Source organism: Sporosarcina sp. P34, assembly GCF_002743375.1.
GTDB lineage: Bacteria > Bacillota > Bacilli > Bacillales_A > Planococcaceae > Sporosarcina.
Genome location: NZ_PDZC01000001.1, coordinates 257,246 through 276,735 on the forward strand (window position 1 = coordinate 257,246; position 19,490 = coordinate 276,735).

A 19,490-nucleotide genomic window follows, 5' to 3' on the forward strand; every position below is an offset into this window, starting at 1 on the left:
ATTAAAGAACAATTGGATTTCCATGCCTTTATGGCTGGAAATCTTTTTTTCAGAAAGGGGGTTAGCAAATGGCGAAGAAACGTGCTAAAAAGAGAGCGCCAGCGAAGAAAAGACAACAGAAAAAACAGCAAAGTCAAATGCAACCGCTCTGGTTTGAAATTTTAGGTGTCATTTTAATCGGTATCGCAATTATCATGATCTTCGAATACGGTGTAATCGGTCGAGGGTTATCGGCTTTCTCTAGATTCTTATTAGGTAATTGGTATGTTGCATTGCCATTTTTGATTATTGTGCAAGCATTGATTTTCATGATCAAGAGACAAATCGGCGGATATAAGCACCGAATTGTCATCGGTTGTTTATTCATTTTAGGTAGTATGTTGTTGTTCAGTCATGTTCATTTATTTCAGACATTGTATGAAAGCAAAGTTCTGATGTCAAATTCCGCACTCAAGGAAACATGGAAAGTTCTCATCACCAATGATGGTATACATGACCAAACAGGGACGCTGGGTGGCGGTATGATAGGCGCTGTACTATTCGCGATGTTTTATTCACTGGTTGATTCATCAGGCGCTACAGTGGCTGGTGTACTGTTACTGCTCATTGGCATGATCTTGTTGACGGGAAAGGCTTTGATTCCGATCTTAGTCGAACAAACACCTATCTTGATGAATAGTATCAAGCACAAATGGATGGCGAGAGAAAAGAAACCTGTCAAGTCACCTGAAGAAAAACGTAAAGAGAGTGCGCGCAGTAATAGAAAGAGTAAGCCGAAACAGGTAAACAAAGCTGAAACGGAATCGGTACAAGAACATCCAGAACCGGTGAGTGAACCAATTATCTCTAGTTTCACGGCAAAAATCGAACAGGCTGTACAACCCGAAGTTGTACAAGAAAGGGAATCGATAGATAAAGTAGACACAACCCTTGACCCTAAAGATCCCGCGGTTGATTATCCAGTAATGGGCGGAGAACAAGAAAACGAGTCGTATATTTTGCCATCCACCAATCTATTGGAACCACCTGTAGCAAGTGATCAGTCTGGAGAATATAACTTAATCCAGGCAAACGCCAAGAAACTAGAGAAAACGTTCCTAAGCTTTGGTGTCAAAGCACGAGTGACACAAGTCCACTTAGGACCAGCAGTCACTAAATATGAAATCCTACCTGATACAGGTGTAAAAGTAAGTCGTATTGTTAGTTTGGCGGATGATATTGCATTGGCATTGGCAGCTAGTGGTATTCGTATTGAAGCACCGATCCCTGGTAAGTCAGCAGTTGGAATCGAAGTACCGAACAATGCAGTGGCGATGGTAAGTTTACGTGAAGTGTTGGAATCTAAAGAGAATAATTCACATGAATCCAAGTTGCTAGTAGGTTTGGGCCGTGATGTAACAGGACAGGCCATGATGACAGAGCTCAATAAAATGCCTCACGTATTAGTTGCGGGTGCCACAGGCAGTGGTAAAAGTGTTTGTGTCAACGGTATCATTATGAGTATTATCATGCGGGCGAAACCACATGAAGTGAAAATGATGATGATCGATCCGAAAATGGTAGAGTTGAATGTCTTTAATGGTATCCCGCATTTGTTGGCGCCTGTCGTTACGGATCCGAGAAAAGCAGCGCAAGCGTTGCAACGTGTGGTATCGGAGATGGAGCGCAGATATGAGTTATTCTCGCATACCGGCACACGGAACATTGAAGGGTATAATAACCATATTGAACAGTGGAATGAAGAACATGATGAGAAACATCCACGCATGCCGTATATTGTTGTGATCGTCGATGAATTGGCAGACTTAATGATGGTGGCATCAAGCGACGTAGAAGATTCCATCACACGTCTTGCTCAGATGGCGAGGGCCGCTGGTATTCACTTAATTATCGCTACTCAACGTCCAAGTGTTGATGTCATTACAGGGATCATTAAGGCAAATATTCCTTCACGAATTGCATTTGCTGTATCTTCAGCAATTGATTCTCGAACTATTTTGGACGGTGGCGGTGCCGAGAAGTTATTGGGAAGAGGAGATATGTTGTTCCTGCCTGCTGGCGCTTCAAAACCTACGCGTATTCAAGGCGCATTTGTCTCGGATGAAGAGGTCGAAGCTGTAGTAGATTTTGTTATCGAACAGCAAAAAGCTCAGTATCAAGAAGAGATGATTCCAACTGAGGTTGAAGTAGTAGCACCGCATGAAGAAACCGATGAGTTATATGATGAAGCGGTACAAATGGTAGTAGAGATGCAAACCGCGTCCGTATCGATGATCCAGCGTCGTTTCCGAGTCGGTTATGCTAGAGCTGCACGTATAGTGGATCAAATGGAAGCGCGGGGTGTGGTTGGACCACCTGAAGGTAGTAAGCCAAGACATGTACTACTCAATAAATCTGAGCTGGAAATATAAGTCTTCTTTCATTCTTATTTTGATAAGTCGAAGTTATTCGTGATTTTGGCTAGATATTTCCTTCTACCTAAGTAAATGTTATAGTGAAGGTAGAAGGAAATTATCAGTGCAGTCGATTAAAATTAAGTCTGCCATCTGATATGTAGTGGTACCGAAAGCGCTACCATGTAATGTAACTTCATTACTGTTATCATGAACATCATCTACAAGCCGAGTAAAAAGTTACCGAATATTTTACTAACAATATGCTTTTCCTATTCTGTTTTTAAGTAAAAAGTAATGTCGATAGGGGTATAAGACGTACAACGTCCTAACATAATACCAAAATTAGCCAAGGGAGGTCATTATTGATGAAAAAAAGAAAATTTGGTCTAGCGATGTCTTTAGTGTTAGCCGCAGGTACAATGTTAGCAGCATGTGGCTCTGACGATAAAGGCAAAAACAATGCGGGTGAAAAGCCGGCAACCGGGGACAGCGGTGAGAAAAGCGAATTTTCAATTGCTATGGTAACTGATGTTGGAGGAATTGATGATAAATCATTCAACCAATCAGCATGGAAAGGCGTTAAAGAGTTTGGAGAAGAACAAGGATGGGAAAAGGGAACTGGCGGATACGATTACCTTCAGTCAACTGGCCCAGAAGATTATACAACAAACCTTAACAACTTGGCTCGTCGTGACTTTAACTTAATTTACGGAGTAGGTTTCTTGATGGAAGATGCAATTGAAGATATTGCAGCGCAACAAAAAGATACCCAGTTCTCAATTATTGATGGCGAAGTAGATGCTCCAAACGTAGCTAGCATCCTCTTTAAAGAACAAGAAGGCGGATACTTAGCTGGAGTAGCAGCTGGATTAATGACAAAATCAAATAAGATCGGTTTCATTGGTGGTATGGACAATCCTGTAATCGAGCGTTTTGAAGCTGGATTCCTTGAAGGTGTCAAATCAGTTAAGCCTGAAATCAAAGTAGATTCAAAATATGTAGGTGCATTTGATAAAGCAGAACTTGGTAAAGCTGAAGCGGGCCGTATGTATTCTTCAGGCGTAGACATTATTTTCCACGCTGCTGGCGGAACAGGTAACGGTGTATTCTCAGAAGCGAAAGAACGTAAGCAAGCAGATAAAGATGCATACGTTTGGGTAATCGGTGTTGACTCTGACCAGTATGAAGAAGGTAAAGTGGGAGATGCCAACGTAACACTTACATCTATGTTGAAGCGTGTTGACGTAGCAGTTAAAGACATTGCTGATTTATCAATGGCTGGTAATTTCCCTGGTGGGGAAACAAAAGTATATGGCCTTGCAGATGATGGTTTAGGTCTTGCTGATTCACGTGGTGCTATTCCACAAGACGTTTTGGATCAAATTGATGAACATGCACAAAAGATTGCAAATGGTGAAATTGAAGTACCAGAGTTCGTAGAAAAGAAGAAGTAAGGTCATTAAACAACTGAAGGCCGGTTTTATATCCGGCCTTCATTTCATTAAGTTAATAAAATAAAGGTTCCTTGAGGTGTGTTCTGGAACTTTTATTTTATTAATTTTTAAGATTAATAATAAAAAATATCGGCAGGCTACTTATAAAAAATGGCAAAGCTTTCAACTTTTCATATAGGAGCTTTATCACGTATTATTGAAGATAAGTGTTATGCTATTTAATTCTATGGAATTCAATTATAGGCAAGGAAGTGATGGGGATGAATTATGTAATTGAGATGCTAGATGTTTCAAAAAGGTTTGGAAATTTCTATGCAAATGATCATATTACATTACAACTTGAGAAAGGCGAAATTCACGCATTGCTAGGTGAAAACGGTGCGGGGAAATCTACCTTAATGAATGTGTTATTTGGTTTGTATCAACCGGATGGTGGAGAAATTCGTGTCCGTGGCGAAAATGTAGCAATCACTGACCCGAACGTGGCGAACGATCTCGGAATCGGGATGGTGCATCAACACTTTATGTTGGTGGAGAATTTAACTGTAACCGAAAACATTATTTTAGGTAGTGAGCCAACTAAATCTGGAATTATTAACATCAAGGATTCTGCAAAAAAAGTTGCAGAAATTTCTAGGATGTATGGTCTCGATGTGGATCCTTACGCCAAAATAGAAGATATTTCAGTAGGTATGCAACAACGTGTCGAAATTCTTAAGACGCTTTATCGTGGAGCAGATATCCTAATATTTGATGAACCCACTGCATCACTCACGCCCCAGGAAATTGATGAATTATTGAATATCATGAAAAAGCTCGTTGCAGAAGGAAAATCCATCATCTTGATCACCCATAAACTGGCGGAAATCATGAACGTCTCAGACAAAGTTACTGTCATACGAAAAGGTAAAGGAATTGGTACTGTCATTACATCGGAAACGAATCCCGAAGAGTTAGCAACGTTGATGGTAGGACGTCAAGTCACATTTAAAACAGAAAAAGGTCCATCCCAACCGACTGAAGAAGTATTGAAGATTGAAAATCTACAAGTGAATGACTATCGGGGTGTTGCTAAATTAAAAGGCCTTAACCTTTCCGTACGACGCGGCGAAATTATTGGGATTGCTGGCATTGATGGTAACGGTCAATCGGAATTAATCGAAGCAATCACGGGCTTAACTAAAGTGAAGAGCGGTAAGATTTTTATCAATGATGAAGATGTTACAAATAAAAAACCGCGAAAAATTACTGAAACCGGTATTGGACATATTCCACAAGACCGCCATAAACATGGACTTATTTTAGATTTTTCAGTGGCGTACAATAGCGCGTTGCAATCGTATTATCATGAACCATTATCAAAAGGTGGAATCATGAATTATAAAGAGATCAATGAAAGAGCAGGAGAAATAATCAAAGAGTACGATGTCAGAACCCAAGGTGCACACGAATTAGCGAGGGCGTTATCCGGAGGAAATCAGCAAAAGCTCATCATCGGACGAGAAATTATGAGAAATCCGGATTTATTAATTGCGGCATTACCTACACGTGGTTTGGATGTGGGAGCAATCGAGTTTATTCATCGCCGTTTGATTGAACAACGGGATAAGGGAAAAGCAGTTTTACTCATTACGTTTGAGTTAGATGAAGTTATGAACGTTTCTGATAAAATCGCTGTTATGTATGATGGGACTATTGTAGGTACTGTAAATCCCAAAGAAACAACGGAACAAGCCCTAGGATTAATGATGGCAGGCCATTCAAAAGATGTTGCTGAGAAAAAAGTGCTAGCCGCTGAGAAAGATGGTGATGAACATCATGTCGAATAGAATGATCAATATACTCGTCCCAATAATTTCGATCCTTCTAGGACTTTTAGTAGGCGCTGTCGTGATGTTGATCAGTGACTATAATCCAATCACAGGCTATATAGCATTATGGAATGGTATTTTCGGTGATTCTTATGCAATTGGTGAAACCATTCGTCAAATTAGTCCATACTTACTTGCCGGGCTTGCAGTGGCATTTGCATTCAGAACTGGACTATTCAATATTGGTGTTGAAGGACAATTGATCGTTGGCTGGTTTGCTGCAGCTTATGTAGGGATAGCATTCGATCTACCAAAAATTATTCATTTACCTTTCGCACTTATAGCAGCAGCTGCCGCTGGGGCACTGTGGGGGCTTGTGCCGGGTATTTTAAAGGCGACATTGAAAGTGCATGAAGTGATTGTCACGATCATGATGAACTATATTGCCTTACACGTGGTGAACGCATTAATTAAAACACTCTCCGGTGGTGGATTCAAATTGGAGCGTATCCATCAATCGGCTTCGCTTCGGTCAGAGTTCTTATCTAATCTAACGGATTATTCTACATTGCACTACGGAATATTCGTAGCATTGGCAATGGTTGTTGTCATGTGGTTCATTTTAGAGAAAACCAAGACTGGATTTGAGTTAAAGTCTGTTGGATATAACGATAATGCTGCTCGCTACGCGGGTATGAGTGCAAACAAGAATATTGTTCTTGCAATGGTCATTTCGGGTGCTTTTGCTGGACTTGGAGGCGCAATGGAGGCACTTGGTACGTTTGGTAATATGTCCTCCATGGGTGGCTTTACAGGAATTGGTTTTGATGGAATCGCCGTAGCCTTGCTTGGTGCGAATACGCCACTTGGTGTCATCTTCGGAGCCACATTATTCGGCTCATTGAAATATGGTGCGAATAATATGCCAAACGAAGCAGGAATTCCAGTAGAAATTGTTTCAATTATTATAGCATTGGTTATTTTCTTTGTTGCCTGTGGATACATCATCCGTGTAGGACTCATACGTTTACGTAATAAGAAGGAGGAGAAGTAACATGTTAGATGTATTATATTTTATTATACCTATAACAATTGCTTCTGCAGCTCCTCTTATTTTTACAGCAATTGGCGGTGTATTCTCTGAGCGATCCGGTGTGATTAATATCGGTTTGGAAGGCCTTATGATTATGGGGGCATTCATTGGTATCTTATTCAATCTGTTTTTCGCTGATACCTTTGGCGCCTGGACGCCATGGCTTGCGTTACTTGTGGCAATGTTCGTTTCCGCTCTATTTGCAACGCTTCACGCTGTAGCATCTATTTCGTTCCGGGCGGATCAAGTAGTGTCAGGTGTTGCAATTAACATGTTAGGTCTGGCTATCGCGCTATTTTCGGTAAAAATGATTTTTGGCAAAGGTCAAACTGATTTTATCCAACAAAAAATCCCAAGATTCAACGTGCCGTTTTTGGAAGATATTCCAATCATTGGACCCATGTTCTTTAAGTTAGTATATGGTTCTTCAATTATGGCGATCGCCGTAGCGTTTATCGCATGGTTTGTTATTTATAAGACACCATTTGGTTTGCGTCTTCGCTCAGTAGGAGAACATCCTATGGCGGCAGACACAATGGGCATTAAAGTAACAAAAATCCGCTATATTGCAGTACTCATTTCTGGTGGTCTAGCTGGAATTGGTGGAGCAGTTTATTCACAGACCATCACGAATGATTTCGGGCATGCAACAATTAATGGACAAGGATTTATGGCTTTAGCAGCCATGATCTTTGGGAAATGGCATCCACTGGGAGCTCTAGGTGCTGCTCTATTCTTCGGATTTGCGCAGGCGCTAGCAATCAGTTCTTCCAGTATTAAGTTACTAGCAGATATCCCGTCAGTGTACTTCCACATATTCCCTTATGTTTTAACTATCCTAGCTCTTGCTGGATTCCTTGGAAAAGCGAAAGCCCCAAAAGCACTTGGTAAACCTTACGTTAAAGGAAATAGATAAATGTTAGAAAAGCTATCTGGAGATACGAATTCTTCAGGTGGCTTTTCTAAGGTTGCAGCGATAATAGTCGGAATTACTTTCAACTTCCGTTTTAGTCTTAGCTAAACTCCATCTGCAGCGCGCGAAAGTTGTATCATTTTCCAAATGACAGGCTAAAATGTATAGTGAGACTAGGAATACATATAATAAGGTAAACGAGGTGTTTGTATGTTCAATAAAACAAAATTACAAAATGGTGTACATTTGTATATACGTAAAACGGAACAGTTTAAAACAGTGAATGTGACAATTAAGTGGAAAGCACCACTGGATCAAAAGAAAGCCTCTGAACGTGCGGTGTTGGCGAATGTAATGGAGGATTCAACGAAGCAGTATCCAACACTAGGTTCCATGCGCAAGGCGCTTGACGAGCTATACGGTACAGTATTATTTACGGACGTCTCCAAAAGAAGTTCCCAACACATGGTTTCACTTTATACGGAATGTGTAAATGATGAATTTTTTGCAGGGGAAGATATTTTTAAACAGTTATGGCAATTAATTCGTTCTGTAGTGTTTGATCCGAATGTAACGAATAAAGCATTTGATCCTGACGTTACAGAGAGGGAAAAACGTAATGTCCGTGATCGGATTCGTTCTATTTATGACGACAAAACACGTTTTGCACAAAAACGCATGCTTGAAATCATGAGACCAGATCACCCAGCATCCATTTCGGCTTATGGCACAGAAACTGCGGTATCGGAAATTACTAATGAAAGTCTTTATGCTACATACGAAGATATGATGAACAATGATTTGATTGATATTTATGTAGTAGGCGATATAGATGAAAATGATATCATTAAGCAAATTAAGCAGTTCCTACCATTTGCGGCTAGAGATGCAGTGAAACAAAATGGATCACCGGATGTGAAAGTTTCAGATACTGTGAATACAGTGAGAGAAAAACAAGACATGAAACAAGGTAAACTTCATCTTGGTTTCCACACACCGGTATTTTTCCATCATCCGGATTACCATAAGATGCAAGTAACCAATGGTGTTTTCGGAGGCTTTGCCCACAGTAAGCTATTCATGAATGTGCGAGAAAAGGAAAGTATGGCATACTATGCGAATAGTGCATTTGCTTCGCATTACGGTATCGTCTATGTCACAGCAGGTATTGATGCGGACTTAGAAGAAAAGGCTGTCAAGCTAATTCTTGAGCAACTTACGGCATTACAAAAAGGTGAGAGTACTGAAATCGAGTTAAGTCAGACAGTCGCACTTCTAGAAAACAGCATCTTGAGCGCAAACGATTCAGCCCGCAGCCAGATTGAAATTTATGATCAATATAAAGAATTGGATGAGAACTTCACGGCTGAACGATTAATTGAAAAGTGGGAATCGGTCACATTGGAAGACGTAAAGGAAATGGCAAATACAATTCAATTGGAAATTGTTTATTTGCTGTCAGGTAAGGAGGATGTTTCCGAATGAAAGAAGTAAATTTTGATCAACTACAAGAGAAGATTTATACTGAAACGCTAGATAATGGGTTGAAAGTTGTTATATTACCGAAACGTGGATTTTCTAAAACATTTGTAACATTTACGACAAAATACGGTTCTATTGATCGTACGTTCAAACCACATGGCAAAGATGAACTTATCACAGTACCTGATGGGATTGCCCATTTTCTAGAGCACAAAATGTTTGAGAAAGAAGATGGAGACGTTTTTCAGAAGTTTAGTTTAAATGGTGCTTCCGCCAATGCCTATACAACATTCGGAAGGACGGCATATCTTTTTTCTGCAACCAATAAACTAAAAGAAAACACCAAAATATTACTCGACTTTGTTCAACAACCATATTTCACTAAGGAAACTGTTGATAAAGAGAAGGGGATCATTGCCCAGGAAATTACCATGTATGACGACCAGCCTGACTGGCGCCTATATTTCGGCACAATTGAAAATCTCTATGAAAACCACCCAGTGAAAATCGACATCGCGGGAACTGTTGAGTCGATTCAGGACATCACAGCGGAACATTTATATACATGTTATGAGACGTTCTACCATCCGTCCAACATGCTACTGTTTATCGTTGGAGCAGTGAAGCCAAAGGAAATGATGGAATTTATCAAAGATGATCAAGCGAAGAAAACATTTGATAAACCAGAGGCGATTGAACGCCAATTTCCAAACGAGTCAACAGAGGTTGATGTATCTGAACGTACATTGACGATGGATGTTTCAAAACCTAAACTGAATATCGGAATGAAATGTAACAAGGTAGATTTACAGGGGCAAGAGATGCTTGAAGCGGAATTGTCAGCAAACCTTGTATTAGATAGTCTATTCGGTCGCACATCTGCATTTTATGAAAAAGCAAATGCAGAAGGCTTAGTTGATGAATCGTTCTCATATGAATTTACCATGGAAGAAGGCTATGGTTTTGCGATGGTCGGTTCCGATACAGATGAACCAGAGCGCTTAGAAAAACTGATTCGTCATACGATTAAAGACGCAAAATCAAATTGGCCGGTGCTTGAAGAAGATTTGAATAGAATGCGTAGGAAAAAAATTGGTCAATTTATGCGTTCATTGAATTCCATTGAATTTATCGCCAATCAATACACGCGATATGAATTTAATGAAATGAATTTATTCGATGTCGTGCCGACTTTAGAGAAGTTATCGATGGATAAACTAAAAGAAGCATTTGCAATGTTTTCCGATGACAATAGCTATACAATCTTCAAAGTCATGCCACCGAAGACGCAATGAGTATGACGCGTTTCGCACTCGTTTTAGGGGCTTCCGGGGGAGTTGGGGAAGTGATCTGCAAACAACTAGCAAAAGCGGGCTGGTCTTTGTATATGCACTATAATGCAAATAAAAATCAGCTCGATCTATTGCGTTATGAGTTAGAAGAGAATTATCCCAACCAGCAATTCCGTAGTGTGCAAGCTGATTTCAGGGTAGAATTAGCGGCAGAGAAATTGACGGATAGCATACAAAGCGTTCAAGCAATTGTTGTAGCCAACGGTCAGGCAGTTGTCAAACTGTTATCGGAGACAAGCGAAATGGAAATGTCGGAATTATGGCAAGTCCATGTGCAGAATCCAGCTCGTTTAATCGCACTGTTATCTGAAAAACTGCGTAAGCAAGATGTCTCGTATATTGTATTTATCGGATCGATATGGGGAAGTACAGGCGCTGCAGGTGAAGTCATGTATTCTGCAGTCAAAGGTGCCCAACATGCCTTTGTCAAAGCATATGCAAAGGAATCCGCCTTTTCTGGCATACGGGTAAATGCAATTGCCCCAGGTTGGATCGACACCCGCATGAATCAAGAGTTTACTGCGGAGGAACGTCAAATGGTGCTTGAACAGATTCCGCTTTTGTCAGTGGGGACACCGCAGGAAATAGCAAATATGGTCGAATTTATGTTGAGTGGCAAAGCAGATTATATGACAGGTGAAATAATTCAAATCAATGGTGGTTGGTATATGTAAAGCCTTTGGAAAAGGACAATGCCTGTTGTCCTTTTCTTTTTTTCTTTTATTCACTTTGGCTATCCGCTATTATAGAATTAAGTGCATACTTGTGCATTCTGGAAAAAGTAGTTTTATGAAGGAGTGTGTTGAATGGGAGAATGGTATGTCGAATATGAGTTGCAAGTCAATCGGCCTGGATTACTCGGAGATATTGCTTCCTTACTTGGAATGTTGCGTGTAGATATTGTGACGATTAATGGGGTAGATGGCAGATACCGTGGTATGCTTGTTCACACTGATCATGACCAGCAGATTAAACGTTTTGAGTTGATCGCTTCTACTATGGATGCGATTGTCATCCATAAGATCAGAGAACCTAAATTGCGTGATGTATTGGCTGTTCGGCACGGACATTATATTCAGCGGGGTACTGATGACCGAAGAACGTATCAGTTCATAAGAAGTGAGCTTGGAATCTTAGTGGACTTTTTAGCTGAGATCTTCAAACAAGATGGCCACAAACTAATCGGTGTCCGTGGAATGCCGCGCGTAGGGAAAACAGAATCCGTAGTAGCGGCGAGTGTTTGTGCCAATAAAAAATGGGTCTTCTTATCTTCTACGATGATTAAACAAACAATTAGAACGAGCATGATGGGGGATGAATTCTCGGACGATAACATTTTTATACTTGATGGGATCGTGACTCGAAAAACATCTGACGAACGTCATATGCAATTAGTGCGTGAGATTATGGGCTTGCCGACAATTAAAGTGGTTGAGCATCCGGATATGTTTGTGAAACAATCCGAATATACAATTGAAGATTTTGATATTATTATAGAGTTGCGGACAACTGTAGACCAAGAAATCACTTATGATATTTTAGAGAAAAATGATCCGCTATCCAACCGTAACCCTATGGGTGGCTTTAATATGTTTAATTGATTGAAATGAGTTAGGTGGGTGTTGAATATGATCGGAATAGGTGCTCGTTTAAAAGAAGCGAGGATTTTAAAAGGATTGACTCTAGAAGATCTGCAAGACAGTACGAAAATCCAACAACGTTATCTGTCAGCAATTGAAAACGAGGATTTTCAAATTATTCCTGGTGCTTTTTACGTACGTGTTTTTATTAAAGAGTATGCGGAAGCGGTTGACTTGGATGCGAATGAAATTCTGAGTCTTTATCAGGATGAGTATGAACCTGCAGTGCAAGAAAAACAGGAAAAAGTTATCCCAGCGACTATGCAACGTAGTGCGGTTTCAAAGCAAAGTGGCCAATTAAAAGAAGCAATGCCAAAAATACTTGTAGCACTATTAATTATTATGATTTTTGTAATTGTTTATACTTTACTAAGAGACAAAGCCACAGAGCCAGAGATAGGTCATGAATCAACAGAGCCAGGTTCTTCGGAAATAGCTGATCCACAAGAGGATTCAGTTGAAATTGGCCAATCTAGGCAACCAGTTGAACACGCTTCTACTGTAGGTGAAACGTCTACATTCAAATTATCAGACTCTGAAAACATCACATTGGTTATCAAGACGACGGGAACATCTTGGATTTCCGTAACGGATCAAGATGGGAACGAACGAATGCCGAAACCTAGTGGTGCCCGAGTAGTACAAGAAGGCGAAACGATCGAAATACAAGCGAACGATGCAGAAAGTTTGAGAATCCGAGTTGGTAATTACAAAAATGCAGAACTGACTGTTAATGGACAACGAGTAGATTACCCAACAGACCTTGTACCACAAAATATTGTGTTAAAAAAACCATAATAAAATAGTCATCTAATAAGGTGGCTATTTTATTCTTTACATATAGATTTTACCGTTAGAAAGGCGGACAAGTAATGAATTTACCAAATAAAATTACACTCTCTAGAGTATTTATGATCCCTGTCTTCATCCTGTTTCTTACAGTGGATTTTGGATGGGGAATGATTCGGCTAGGTGGAGTAGAAATGCCTGTTGAACATTTGGTGGGTGCGATGATCTTCATCATAGCTTCTACAACTGACTGGCTAGATGGATACTTAGCAAGGAAACACAACTTGGTAACAAATATGGGGAAGTTTTTGGATCCGTTAGCAGATAAGCTACTAGTCTCGGCCGCTTTTATTTTATTAGTGGAGATGGGGGCGGCTCCTGCATGGATCGTCATCGTAATTATTAGTAGAGAATTTGCAGTTACAGGATTACGTTTGATTTTAGCGGGTGGTGGGGAAGTAGTAGCAGCAAACCAGTTAGGTAAAATTAAAACAGTTACGCAACTACTAGCGATATCATTTCTTTTACTGCATAATATTTTCTTCGAAGCGATTGGTATTCCATTCGGAACTATCATGTTGTACATCGCATTAGTATTTACCGTATGGTCAGGTGTCGATTACTTTGTTAAAAATCGTAAAATTTTAGTGGAGTCAATGTGAGGGGTGGAGTGTATTCATGAAAGCGGAAATTATTGCTGTAGGATCTGAACTTCTTCTGGGACAAATCACGAATACCAACGCTAGGTTCATATCGGCTAAATTAGCTGAAGCCGGAATAGATGTATATTGCCACACCGTTGTAGGGGATAATCCTAAACGCTTGTCACAAGCCATTCAGTTAGCTCAGCAACGTGCTGACATCCTGATCTTTAGTGGCGGTCTCGGGCCGACAAAGGATGACTTAACAAAGCAAACTATTGCAAGTGAATTGGGTTGTACGCTTATATCTGATGACGATGCGATGAAAACGATTGAGGATTATTTTACCCGTGTGGGAAAAGTGATGACCGAAAATAATAAACAGCAAGCTCTTGTTTTAAAAGGTTCTACAGTATTGCCAAATCGAAATGGTATGGCACCAGGTATAGCGATAGGGAAAGACGGTAAACAGTATATATTGCTACCGGGGCCACCTCACGAAATGGAGCCCATGTTTGAACAAGAGGCAATTCCCTACTTACTTGGTGTATACGGTAAACAAGATGTAATCTCTTCAAAGGTATTGAAGTTGCAAGGAATTGGCGAGTCGGAATTAGAAGTTCGTATTCAGTCTATTCTTGAAAAGCAGACCAATCCAACAATTGCACCACTTGCTTCACCGGGCATGGTTAACCTCCGTATTACCGCAAAAGCCAAAACAGAAGAAGAAGCCCAGAAATTGATAGCACCTGTTGAACAAGAAATCCGTTCTATTGTGGGAGAGTTTATCTATGGTGTGAATGATGATACGCTGGCTTCCAAAACAACCGAATTATTACTTCAAAATGACTGGACTATTTCTGCCGCAGAAAGTCTCACAACCGGAATGTTTATGGCGGAACTAGGTTCGGAAGCGGGAATAGGCAATTCACTTAAAGGTGGCCTTGTGGTATACAATAAAGAGATGAAAATTGAGCAATTGGGTATTCTACCATCATTACTTGACTACCATGGCATTGTCAGTGCAGAGTGCGCTGAATCGATGGCCGAAAGTGTTCGAGAGAGATTCACCACAACATTTGGAGTGAGTCTGACTGGCGCTGCAGGCCCTGAATCACATGACGGTCAACCAGCCGGTACAGTTTGGATTGGCATTGCAGCAGAAGGTATGAAGACAGCGTCTTATAAACTTCAGCTGTCAGGTTCCCGTAATGTAAATCGTAAACGTTCTGTTCAATTTGCTTTACATTATCTCATTCAGACAATCAAAGAGAAAAAAGAACTAAAGTATTGAATTTTGCTAGTGAATTAGCTAGCAAAAATCAATTCTACCTAGCTTTTTACGCTTGTTTTTCAATTTCTAAAACCAATTTATCGAATACCCGTTCGTTTAATTCTTGTGTATTCTGTCGGGAAAAGGTATAATAAGAGTAGAAAAAGAGTTTGAGGAGGAATTGTAATTGAGCAATCGTAAAGCGGCATTAGATATGGCATTAAAACAAATAGAGAAACAATTCGGTAAAGGTTCTGTCATGAAATTAGGAGAAAAAACAGATCTTCAAATTGATACATCATCATCAGGTTCATTAGCTTTGGACGCGGCGCTAGGAATAGGCGGATATCCACGTGGACGTGTAATTGAAATATATGGACCGGAAAGTTCCGGTAAAACAACCGTTTCGTTGCATGCAATTGCAGAAGTGCAAGCAAGCGGTGGTACTGCGGCATTTATTGATGCAGAACACGCACTAGATCCTGTCTATGCACAAAAGCTAGGTGTCAATATTGACGAGTTGCTATTATCACAGCCAGATACAGGTGAGCAAGCATTGGAAATTGCGGAGGCACTTGTTCGTTCAGGTGCTGTAGATATCGTGGTAGTGGACTCGGTAGCAGCACTTGTACCGAAAGCTGAAATTGAAGGCGAGATGGGTGACGCGCACGTTGGTTTGCAAGCTCGTTTGATGTCTCAAGCATTGCGTAAACTTTCTGGCGCTATTAATAAGTCAAATACTATTGCGGTCTTCATTAACCAAATTCGTGAAAAAGTAGGCGTCATGTTTGGTAATCCAGAAGTAACGCCAGGTGGACGAGCATTGAAGTTCTATGCGTCTGTTCGTCTAGAAGTACGTAGAGGTGAGGCGATCAAGCAAGCCAATGATATTATGGGGAATAAAACAAGGATTCGCGTCGTCAAAAACAAGGTGGCTCCACCTTTCCGTACTGCGGAAGTAGACATCATGTATGGTGAAGGGATTTCAAAAGAAGGTGAAATTCTAGATTTGGGATCTGAATTGGAAGTAGTCCAAAAGAGTGGTGCTTGGTATTCTTATGAAGGCGAGCGCTTAGGTCAAGGTCGTGAAAACGCGAAACAATTCTTGAAGGAAAACTTGAAAATGCGTGATGAAATTGCGTCCAAAATTCGTGAATCATACGGTTTAAATGCAACAAACTATGTGATTGCAGCCCATGATGAAGAAGACGAGCTCGATGATTTACTTACACTCTCCGAAGAGAAGTAAGTCATATGTTAGCAAAACCGCCAATTTTTTGGCGGTTTTTTTATAAAAATTATTTTCGACGACGTGTATACATCATGAGCTTGGGAATGACATACTTTTTGCCTTTATGGAACTAAAACATTTTTGAATGAATAAGTGAAATATAAAGTGGAAAGACTCGTGCAAACAAAATAAAAAGTAACTATAGGAATGAATTTTCCTTTATCATTCCTTGACACAATAAAAATACAACTATACAATTAAAGTGGCGTATTATATACGTCCTATATTTAACAAACCAATCAATTGTTTTTGGCGGTATGTTGATTTTAACTTAATTCAGCAAAATGAAAAGTTAAGCAAAAAGTAGTGACATCAATAGAAAATTAGTCCCGAAACAGCAGGTTTTCTACTACCCGTTGGATTAAGTTAAGCCTCAGGCGTTTTCACAGATCATCGGGATATTACCGATAGGATTCGGTAACTAGTAAAGTGAATGTATTCGCCGAGGCAAAATTGATTATACGAGCCGACTGAAAAGAAAAGAATAAGCAGGAGGAGGTGACCTCAATGGGTATTGAAATACTCATCTCCGTTTTGCTAAGTCTCATCGTCGGTGCAGTTGTTAGCTTTTTTATATTGAAAAATGTGAATGATTCAAAAGTAACTGGTGCCAAACATACTGCCAACCAACTCGTCGAAGAGGCGAAGCGTGAAGCGGAGTCAGTAAAGAAAGAGGCACTGTTAGAAGCGAAAGATGAAACTCACGAACTGCGGATTGAAGCAGAAACAGAAGTCCGTGAGAGAAGGACGGAATTACAGAAACAGGAAAACCGTCTCTTACAGCGTGAAGAAAACCTTGATCGCAAGGATGATGCGCTCAATAAAAGAGAAGCAGGTCTAGAGCGCAAAGAAGATGCGCTATTAGAAAGACAACAGCATATTGAAGAGATGGAACGCAAAGCGGAACAACTCGTTACTACACAGAAGACCGAATTGGAAAGAATTTCTTCTTTAACAAGAGATGAGGCAAAGCGAATCATCTTGGAAGATGTAGAAGAAGAGCTTTCTACGGATATTGCTGTTATGACAAAAGAATCTGAGCAACGGGCTAAAGAGGAATCCGAGCGTAAAGCTCGTGAAATTCTATCACTGGCATTGCAACGATTTGCGGCAGATCATGTAGCAGAAACTACAGTTTCCGTTGTTAATTTGCCGAATGATGAGATGAAAGGTCGCATCATTGGTCGTGAAGGACGAAATATTCGTACACTTGAGACGCTAACGGGTATTGATTTGATTATTGACGATACGCCAGAAGCCGTTATTCTGTCTGGTTTTGATCCGGTTCGAAGAGAAACGGCAAGATTGGCCTTGGAGAAACTGGTTCAGGATGGACGAATTCATCCTGCACGTATCGAAGAAATGGTCGACAAATCCAGAAGAGAAGTGGACGAGTTAATCCGGGAAAAAGGAGAACAAACTACATTTGATGTAAATGTCCACAACTTGCATCCGGATTTGATTAAAATTCTTGGTCGTTTGCACTTCCGTACGAGTTACGGACAGAACGTCTTGAAACACTCTATTGAAGTAGCCTATTTAACAGGTTTACTGGCAGCAGAGCTTGGCGAAGACGTAACACTTGCTAGACGTGCTGGTTTACTACATGACATCGGTAAAGCGATTGACCATGAAGTAGAAGGCAGTCACGTGCAGATCGGTAAAGAGTTGGCAGTGAAATATAAAGAACATCCAGTTGTTATTAACAGTATAGCTTCCCATCACGGTGATGAAGAGGCTACCTCTGTTATTGCAGTGCTTGTAGCTGCGGCAGATGCATTATCTGCAGCAAGACCAGGTGCTCGCAGTGAAACATTGGAAAACTATATTAAACGTCTGCAAAAGCTCGAAGAAATTTCGGAATCATACGAAGGTGTGGAGAAATCATTTGCCATTCAGGCAGGACGGGAAGTACGAATTATTGTTCGTCCTGAACAAATTGATGATATTACCGCACATCGCTTAGCACGTGATATACGAAAACAAATCGAGGAAGAATTAAACTACCCAGGGCATATCAAAGTGACGGTCATACGGGAGACCCGCGCAGTAGAGTATGCTAAATAATACCTAACACAAAACAGCTTCCGATTCGTTTGGAAGCTGTTTTCATTTTGGAAAGAGGTTATTACAAATGAAAGTACTATTTATTGGAGATATTGTAGGATCAATGGGAAGAGAAATGGTAATGGATTATGTATCGCGTTTGAAGCGAAAATATCAAGCGGACGTAATTATCGCGAATGGTGAAAATGCAGCTTCAGGCAGAGGGATTACAAAATCCATTTATCATGATTTATTGCATGCGGGAGTAGATGTCATTACGATGGGCAACCATACATGGGATCAACGTGAAATCTATGATTTTATTGACGAAGTGGATTACTTGATTCGTCCTGCCAACTTCTCAGAACAAGCACCTGGTAAAGGCATGACGTCCATTACGAAAAATGGAGTTACTCTATCTGTAATAAACTTACATGGTCGCACATTTTTACCACCGCATGATGATCCATTTGCTAAAGCAGATGAACTAGTAGAAGAAGCCTTGCAAACATCACCTTTGATTTTTGTAGACTTTCATGCAGAAGCAACAAGTGAAAAGATTGCAATGGGATGGCATTTGGACGGAAAAGTATCTGTCGTTGTGGGGACACATACACATGTCCAAACTGCAGACGAACGAATTTTGCCAGGGGGTACTGCATATTTAACAGATGCGGGGATGACCGGTCCGTATGATGAAATTTTGGGAATGAAAAAAGAGGACGTATTGTACCGTTTCTATACTAACTTGCCAACCCGCTTTGAAGTACCGAAAAGTGGAAGACCACAGCTAAACGGCATGTTTGTGGAATTGGATGACAAAACCGGTAATGCGCTCAAGATTGAAAGAATCCGAATTAACGAAGATCATCCGTTCAAAAACTAATTATCTAGGTGTCTAAATCCTCCTTGCCTATCATAGGATGTCGTATGGAATATACTCGTTCCATAGACATTGCAAAATAAGGAGGAAATATCGTGAGTCCCTTGAAAGTATCATCTCGCTCAAATCCGAACTCAGTAGCAGGAGCATTGGTTGCAGTTATCCGTGAACAAGGCTTTGCCGAGATCCAAGCGGTCGGTGCTGGTGCATTAAATCAAGCAGTAAAAGCAATTGCTATCGCAAGAGGATTCGTAGCACCAAGTGGAGGCGATCTAGTTTGCGCACCTGCCTTTACCGATATCGAAATCAACGGTGAAGCTAGAACAGCGCTCAAACTTTTCGTAGAAAAAAAGGAACGTAAGTAGAATACAAAAGACCACGAATTCATCTGTGGTCTTTTTTTCATGACAAACCAGCGACATTTTC

16 protein-coding genes are annotated in these 19,490 nt (G+C 40.5%); all 16 read left to right on the forward strand.

What is annotated here, in order from left to right; all coding sequences use genetic code 11:
- The first annotated feature begins 68 nt into the window (after positions 1-68).
- The 16 genes from CSV63_RS01305 to CSV63_RS01380 all read left to right on the forward strand — a co-directional run bounded on the left by CSV63_RS01305 (position 69) and on the right by CSV63_RS01380 (position 19,429).
- Positions 69-2,411, forward strand: a complete 2,343-nt coding sequence (locus tag CSV63_RS01305) for a DNA translocase FtsK (protein WP_099694195.1) — start codon at positions 69-71, stop codon at positions 2,409-2,411.
- A gap of 350 nt (positions 2,412-2,761) precedes the next feature.
- Positions 2,762-3,850, forward strand: a complete 1,089-nt coding sequence (locus CSV63_RS01310) for a BMP family lipoprotein (RefSeq protein WP_099694196.1) — start codon at positions 2,762-2,764, stop codon at positions 3,848-3,850.
- A gap of 260 nt (positions 3,851-4,110) precedes the next feature.
- Complete coding sequence (locus CSV63_RS01315) at positions 4,111-5,679, forward strand: ABC transporter ATP-binding protein (RefSeq protein ID WP_099694197.1); 1,569 nt, start codon at positions 4,111-4,113, stop codon at positions 5,677-5,679.
- Complete coding sequence (locus tag CSV63_RS01320; RefSeq protein ID WP_099694198.1) at positions 5,669-6,715, forward strand: ABC transporter permease; 1,047 nt, start codon at positions 5,669-5,671, stop codon at positions 6,713-6,715. Before CSV63_RS01315 ends, CSV63_RS01320 begins: the two co-directional genes overlap by 11 nt.
- 1 nt (position 6,716) lies before the next feature.
- Positions 6,717-7,670, forward strand: coding sequence for an ABC transporter permease (locus tag CSV63_RS01325; protein ID WP_099694199.1), 954 nt, complete (start codon positions 6,717-6,719; stop codon positions 7,668-7,670).
- A 207-nt stretch (positions 7,671-7,877) separates the two neighbouring features.
- Positions 7,878-9,152 carry an EF-P 5-aminopentanol modification-associated protein YfmF gene (yfmF, locus tag CSV63_RS01330; RefSeq protein WP_099694200.1) on the forward strand — a complete coding sequence of 425 codons (1,275 nt, stop codon included), beginning with the start codon at positions 7,878-7,880 and terminating at the stop codon, positions 9,150-9,152.
- Positions 9,149-10,444 (forward strand): EF-P 5-aminopentanol modification-associated protein YfmH, encoded by a 1,296-nt coding sequence (gene yfmH, locus CSV63_RS01335; protein ID WP_099694201.1) that lies wholly within the window; start codon positions 9,149-9,151, stop codon positions 10,442-10,444. Before yfmF ends, yfmH begins: the two co-directional genes overlap by 4 nt.
- Positions 10,445-10,446: 2 nt before the next feature.
- Complete coding sequence (ymfI, locus tag CSV63_RS01340; RefSeq protein WP_099694202.1) at positions 10,447-11,175, forward strand: elongation factor P 5-aminopentanone reductase; 729 nt, start codon at positions 10,447-10,449, stop codon at positions 11,173-11,175.
- A gap of 132 nt (positions 11,176-11,307) precedes the next feature.
- Positions 11,308-12,102 carry a DUF3388 domain-containing protein gene (locus CSV63_RS01345; RefSeq protein WP_099675104.1) on the forward strand — a complete coding sequence of 265 codons (795 nt, stop codon included), beginning with the start codon at positions 11,308-11,310 and terminating at the stop codon, positions 12,100-12,102.
- 27 nt (positions 12,103-12,129) lie between these two features.
- Positions 12,130-12,939, forward strand: coding sequence for a helix-turn-helix domain-containing protein (locus tag CSV63_RS01350; RefSeq protein WP_099694203.1), 810 nt, complete (start codon positions 12,130-12,132; stop codon positions 12,937-12,939).
- A 74-nt stretch (positions 12,940-13,013) separates the two neighbouring features.
- Positions 13,014-13,592: a CDP-diacylglycerol--glycerol-3-phosphate 3-phosphatidyltransferase gene (pgsA, locus tag CSV63_RS01355; protein WP_099694204.1), complete on the forward strand. Its 579-nt coding sequence runs from the start codon at positions 13,014-13,016 to the stop codon at positions 13,590-13,592.
- A gap of 16 nt (positions 13,593-13,608) precedes the next feature.
- Positions 13,609-14,865 (forward strand): competence/damage-inducible protein A, encoded by a 1,257-nt coding sequence (locus tag CSV63_RS01360; RefSeq protein ID WP_099694205.1) that lies wholly within the window; start codon positions 13,609-13,611, stop codon positions 14,863-14,865.
- Positions 14,866-15,031: 166 nt separating this feature from the next.
- On the forward strand, positions 15,032-16,093 hold the full coding sequence (gene recA, locus CSV63_RS01365) for a recombinase RecA (RefSeq protein WP_099694206.1): 1,062 nt from the start codon (positions 15,032-15,034) through the stop codon (positions 16,091-16,093).
- Positions 16,094-16,642: 549 nt separating this feature from the next.
- Complete coding sequence (rny, locus tag CSV63_RS01370) at positions 16,643-18,202, forward strand: ribonuclease Y (protein ID WP_099694207.1); 1,560 nt, start codon at positions 16,643-16,645, stop codon at positions 18,200-18,202.
- 67 nt (positions 18,203-18,269) lie between these two features.
- A complete protein-coding gene (locus CSV63_RS01375) occupies positions 18,270-19,067 on the forward strand; it encodes a TIGR00282 family metallophosphoesterase (protein WP_099694208.1) in 798 nt (265 codons plus the stop codon).
- A gap of 92 nt (positions 19,068-19,159) precedes the next feature.
- On the forward strand, positions 19,160-19,429 hold the full coding sequence (locus CSV63_RS01380) for a stage V sporulation protein S (RefSeq protein WP_099630978.1): 270 nt from the start codon (positions 19,160-19,162) through the stop codon (positions 19,427-19,429).
- The last annotated feature ends 61 nt before the right edge of the window (positions 19,430-19,490 follow it).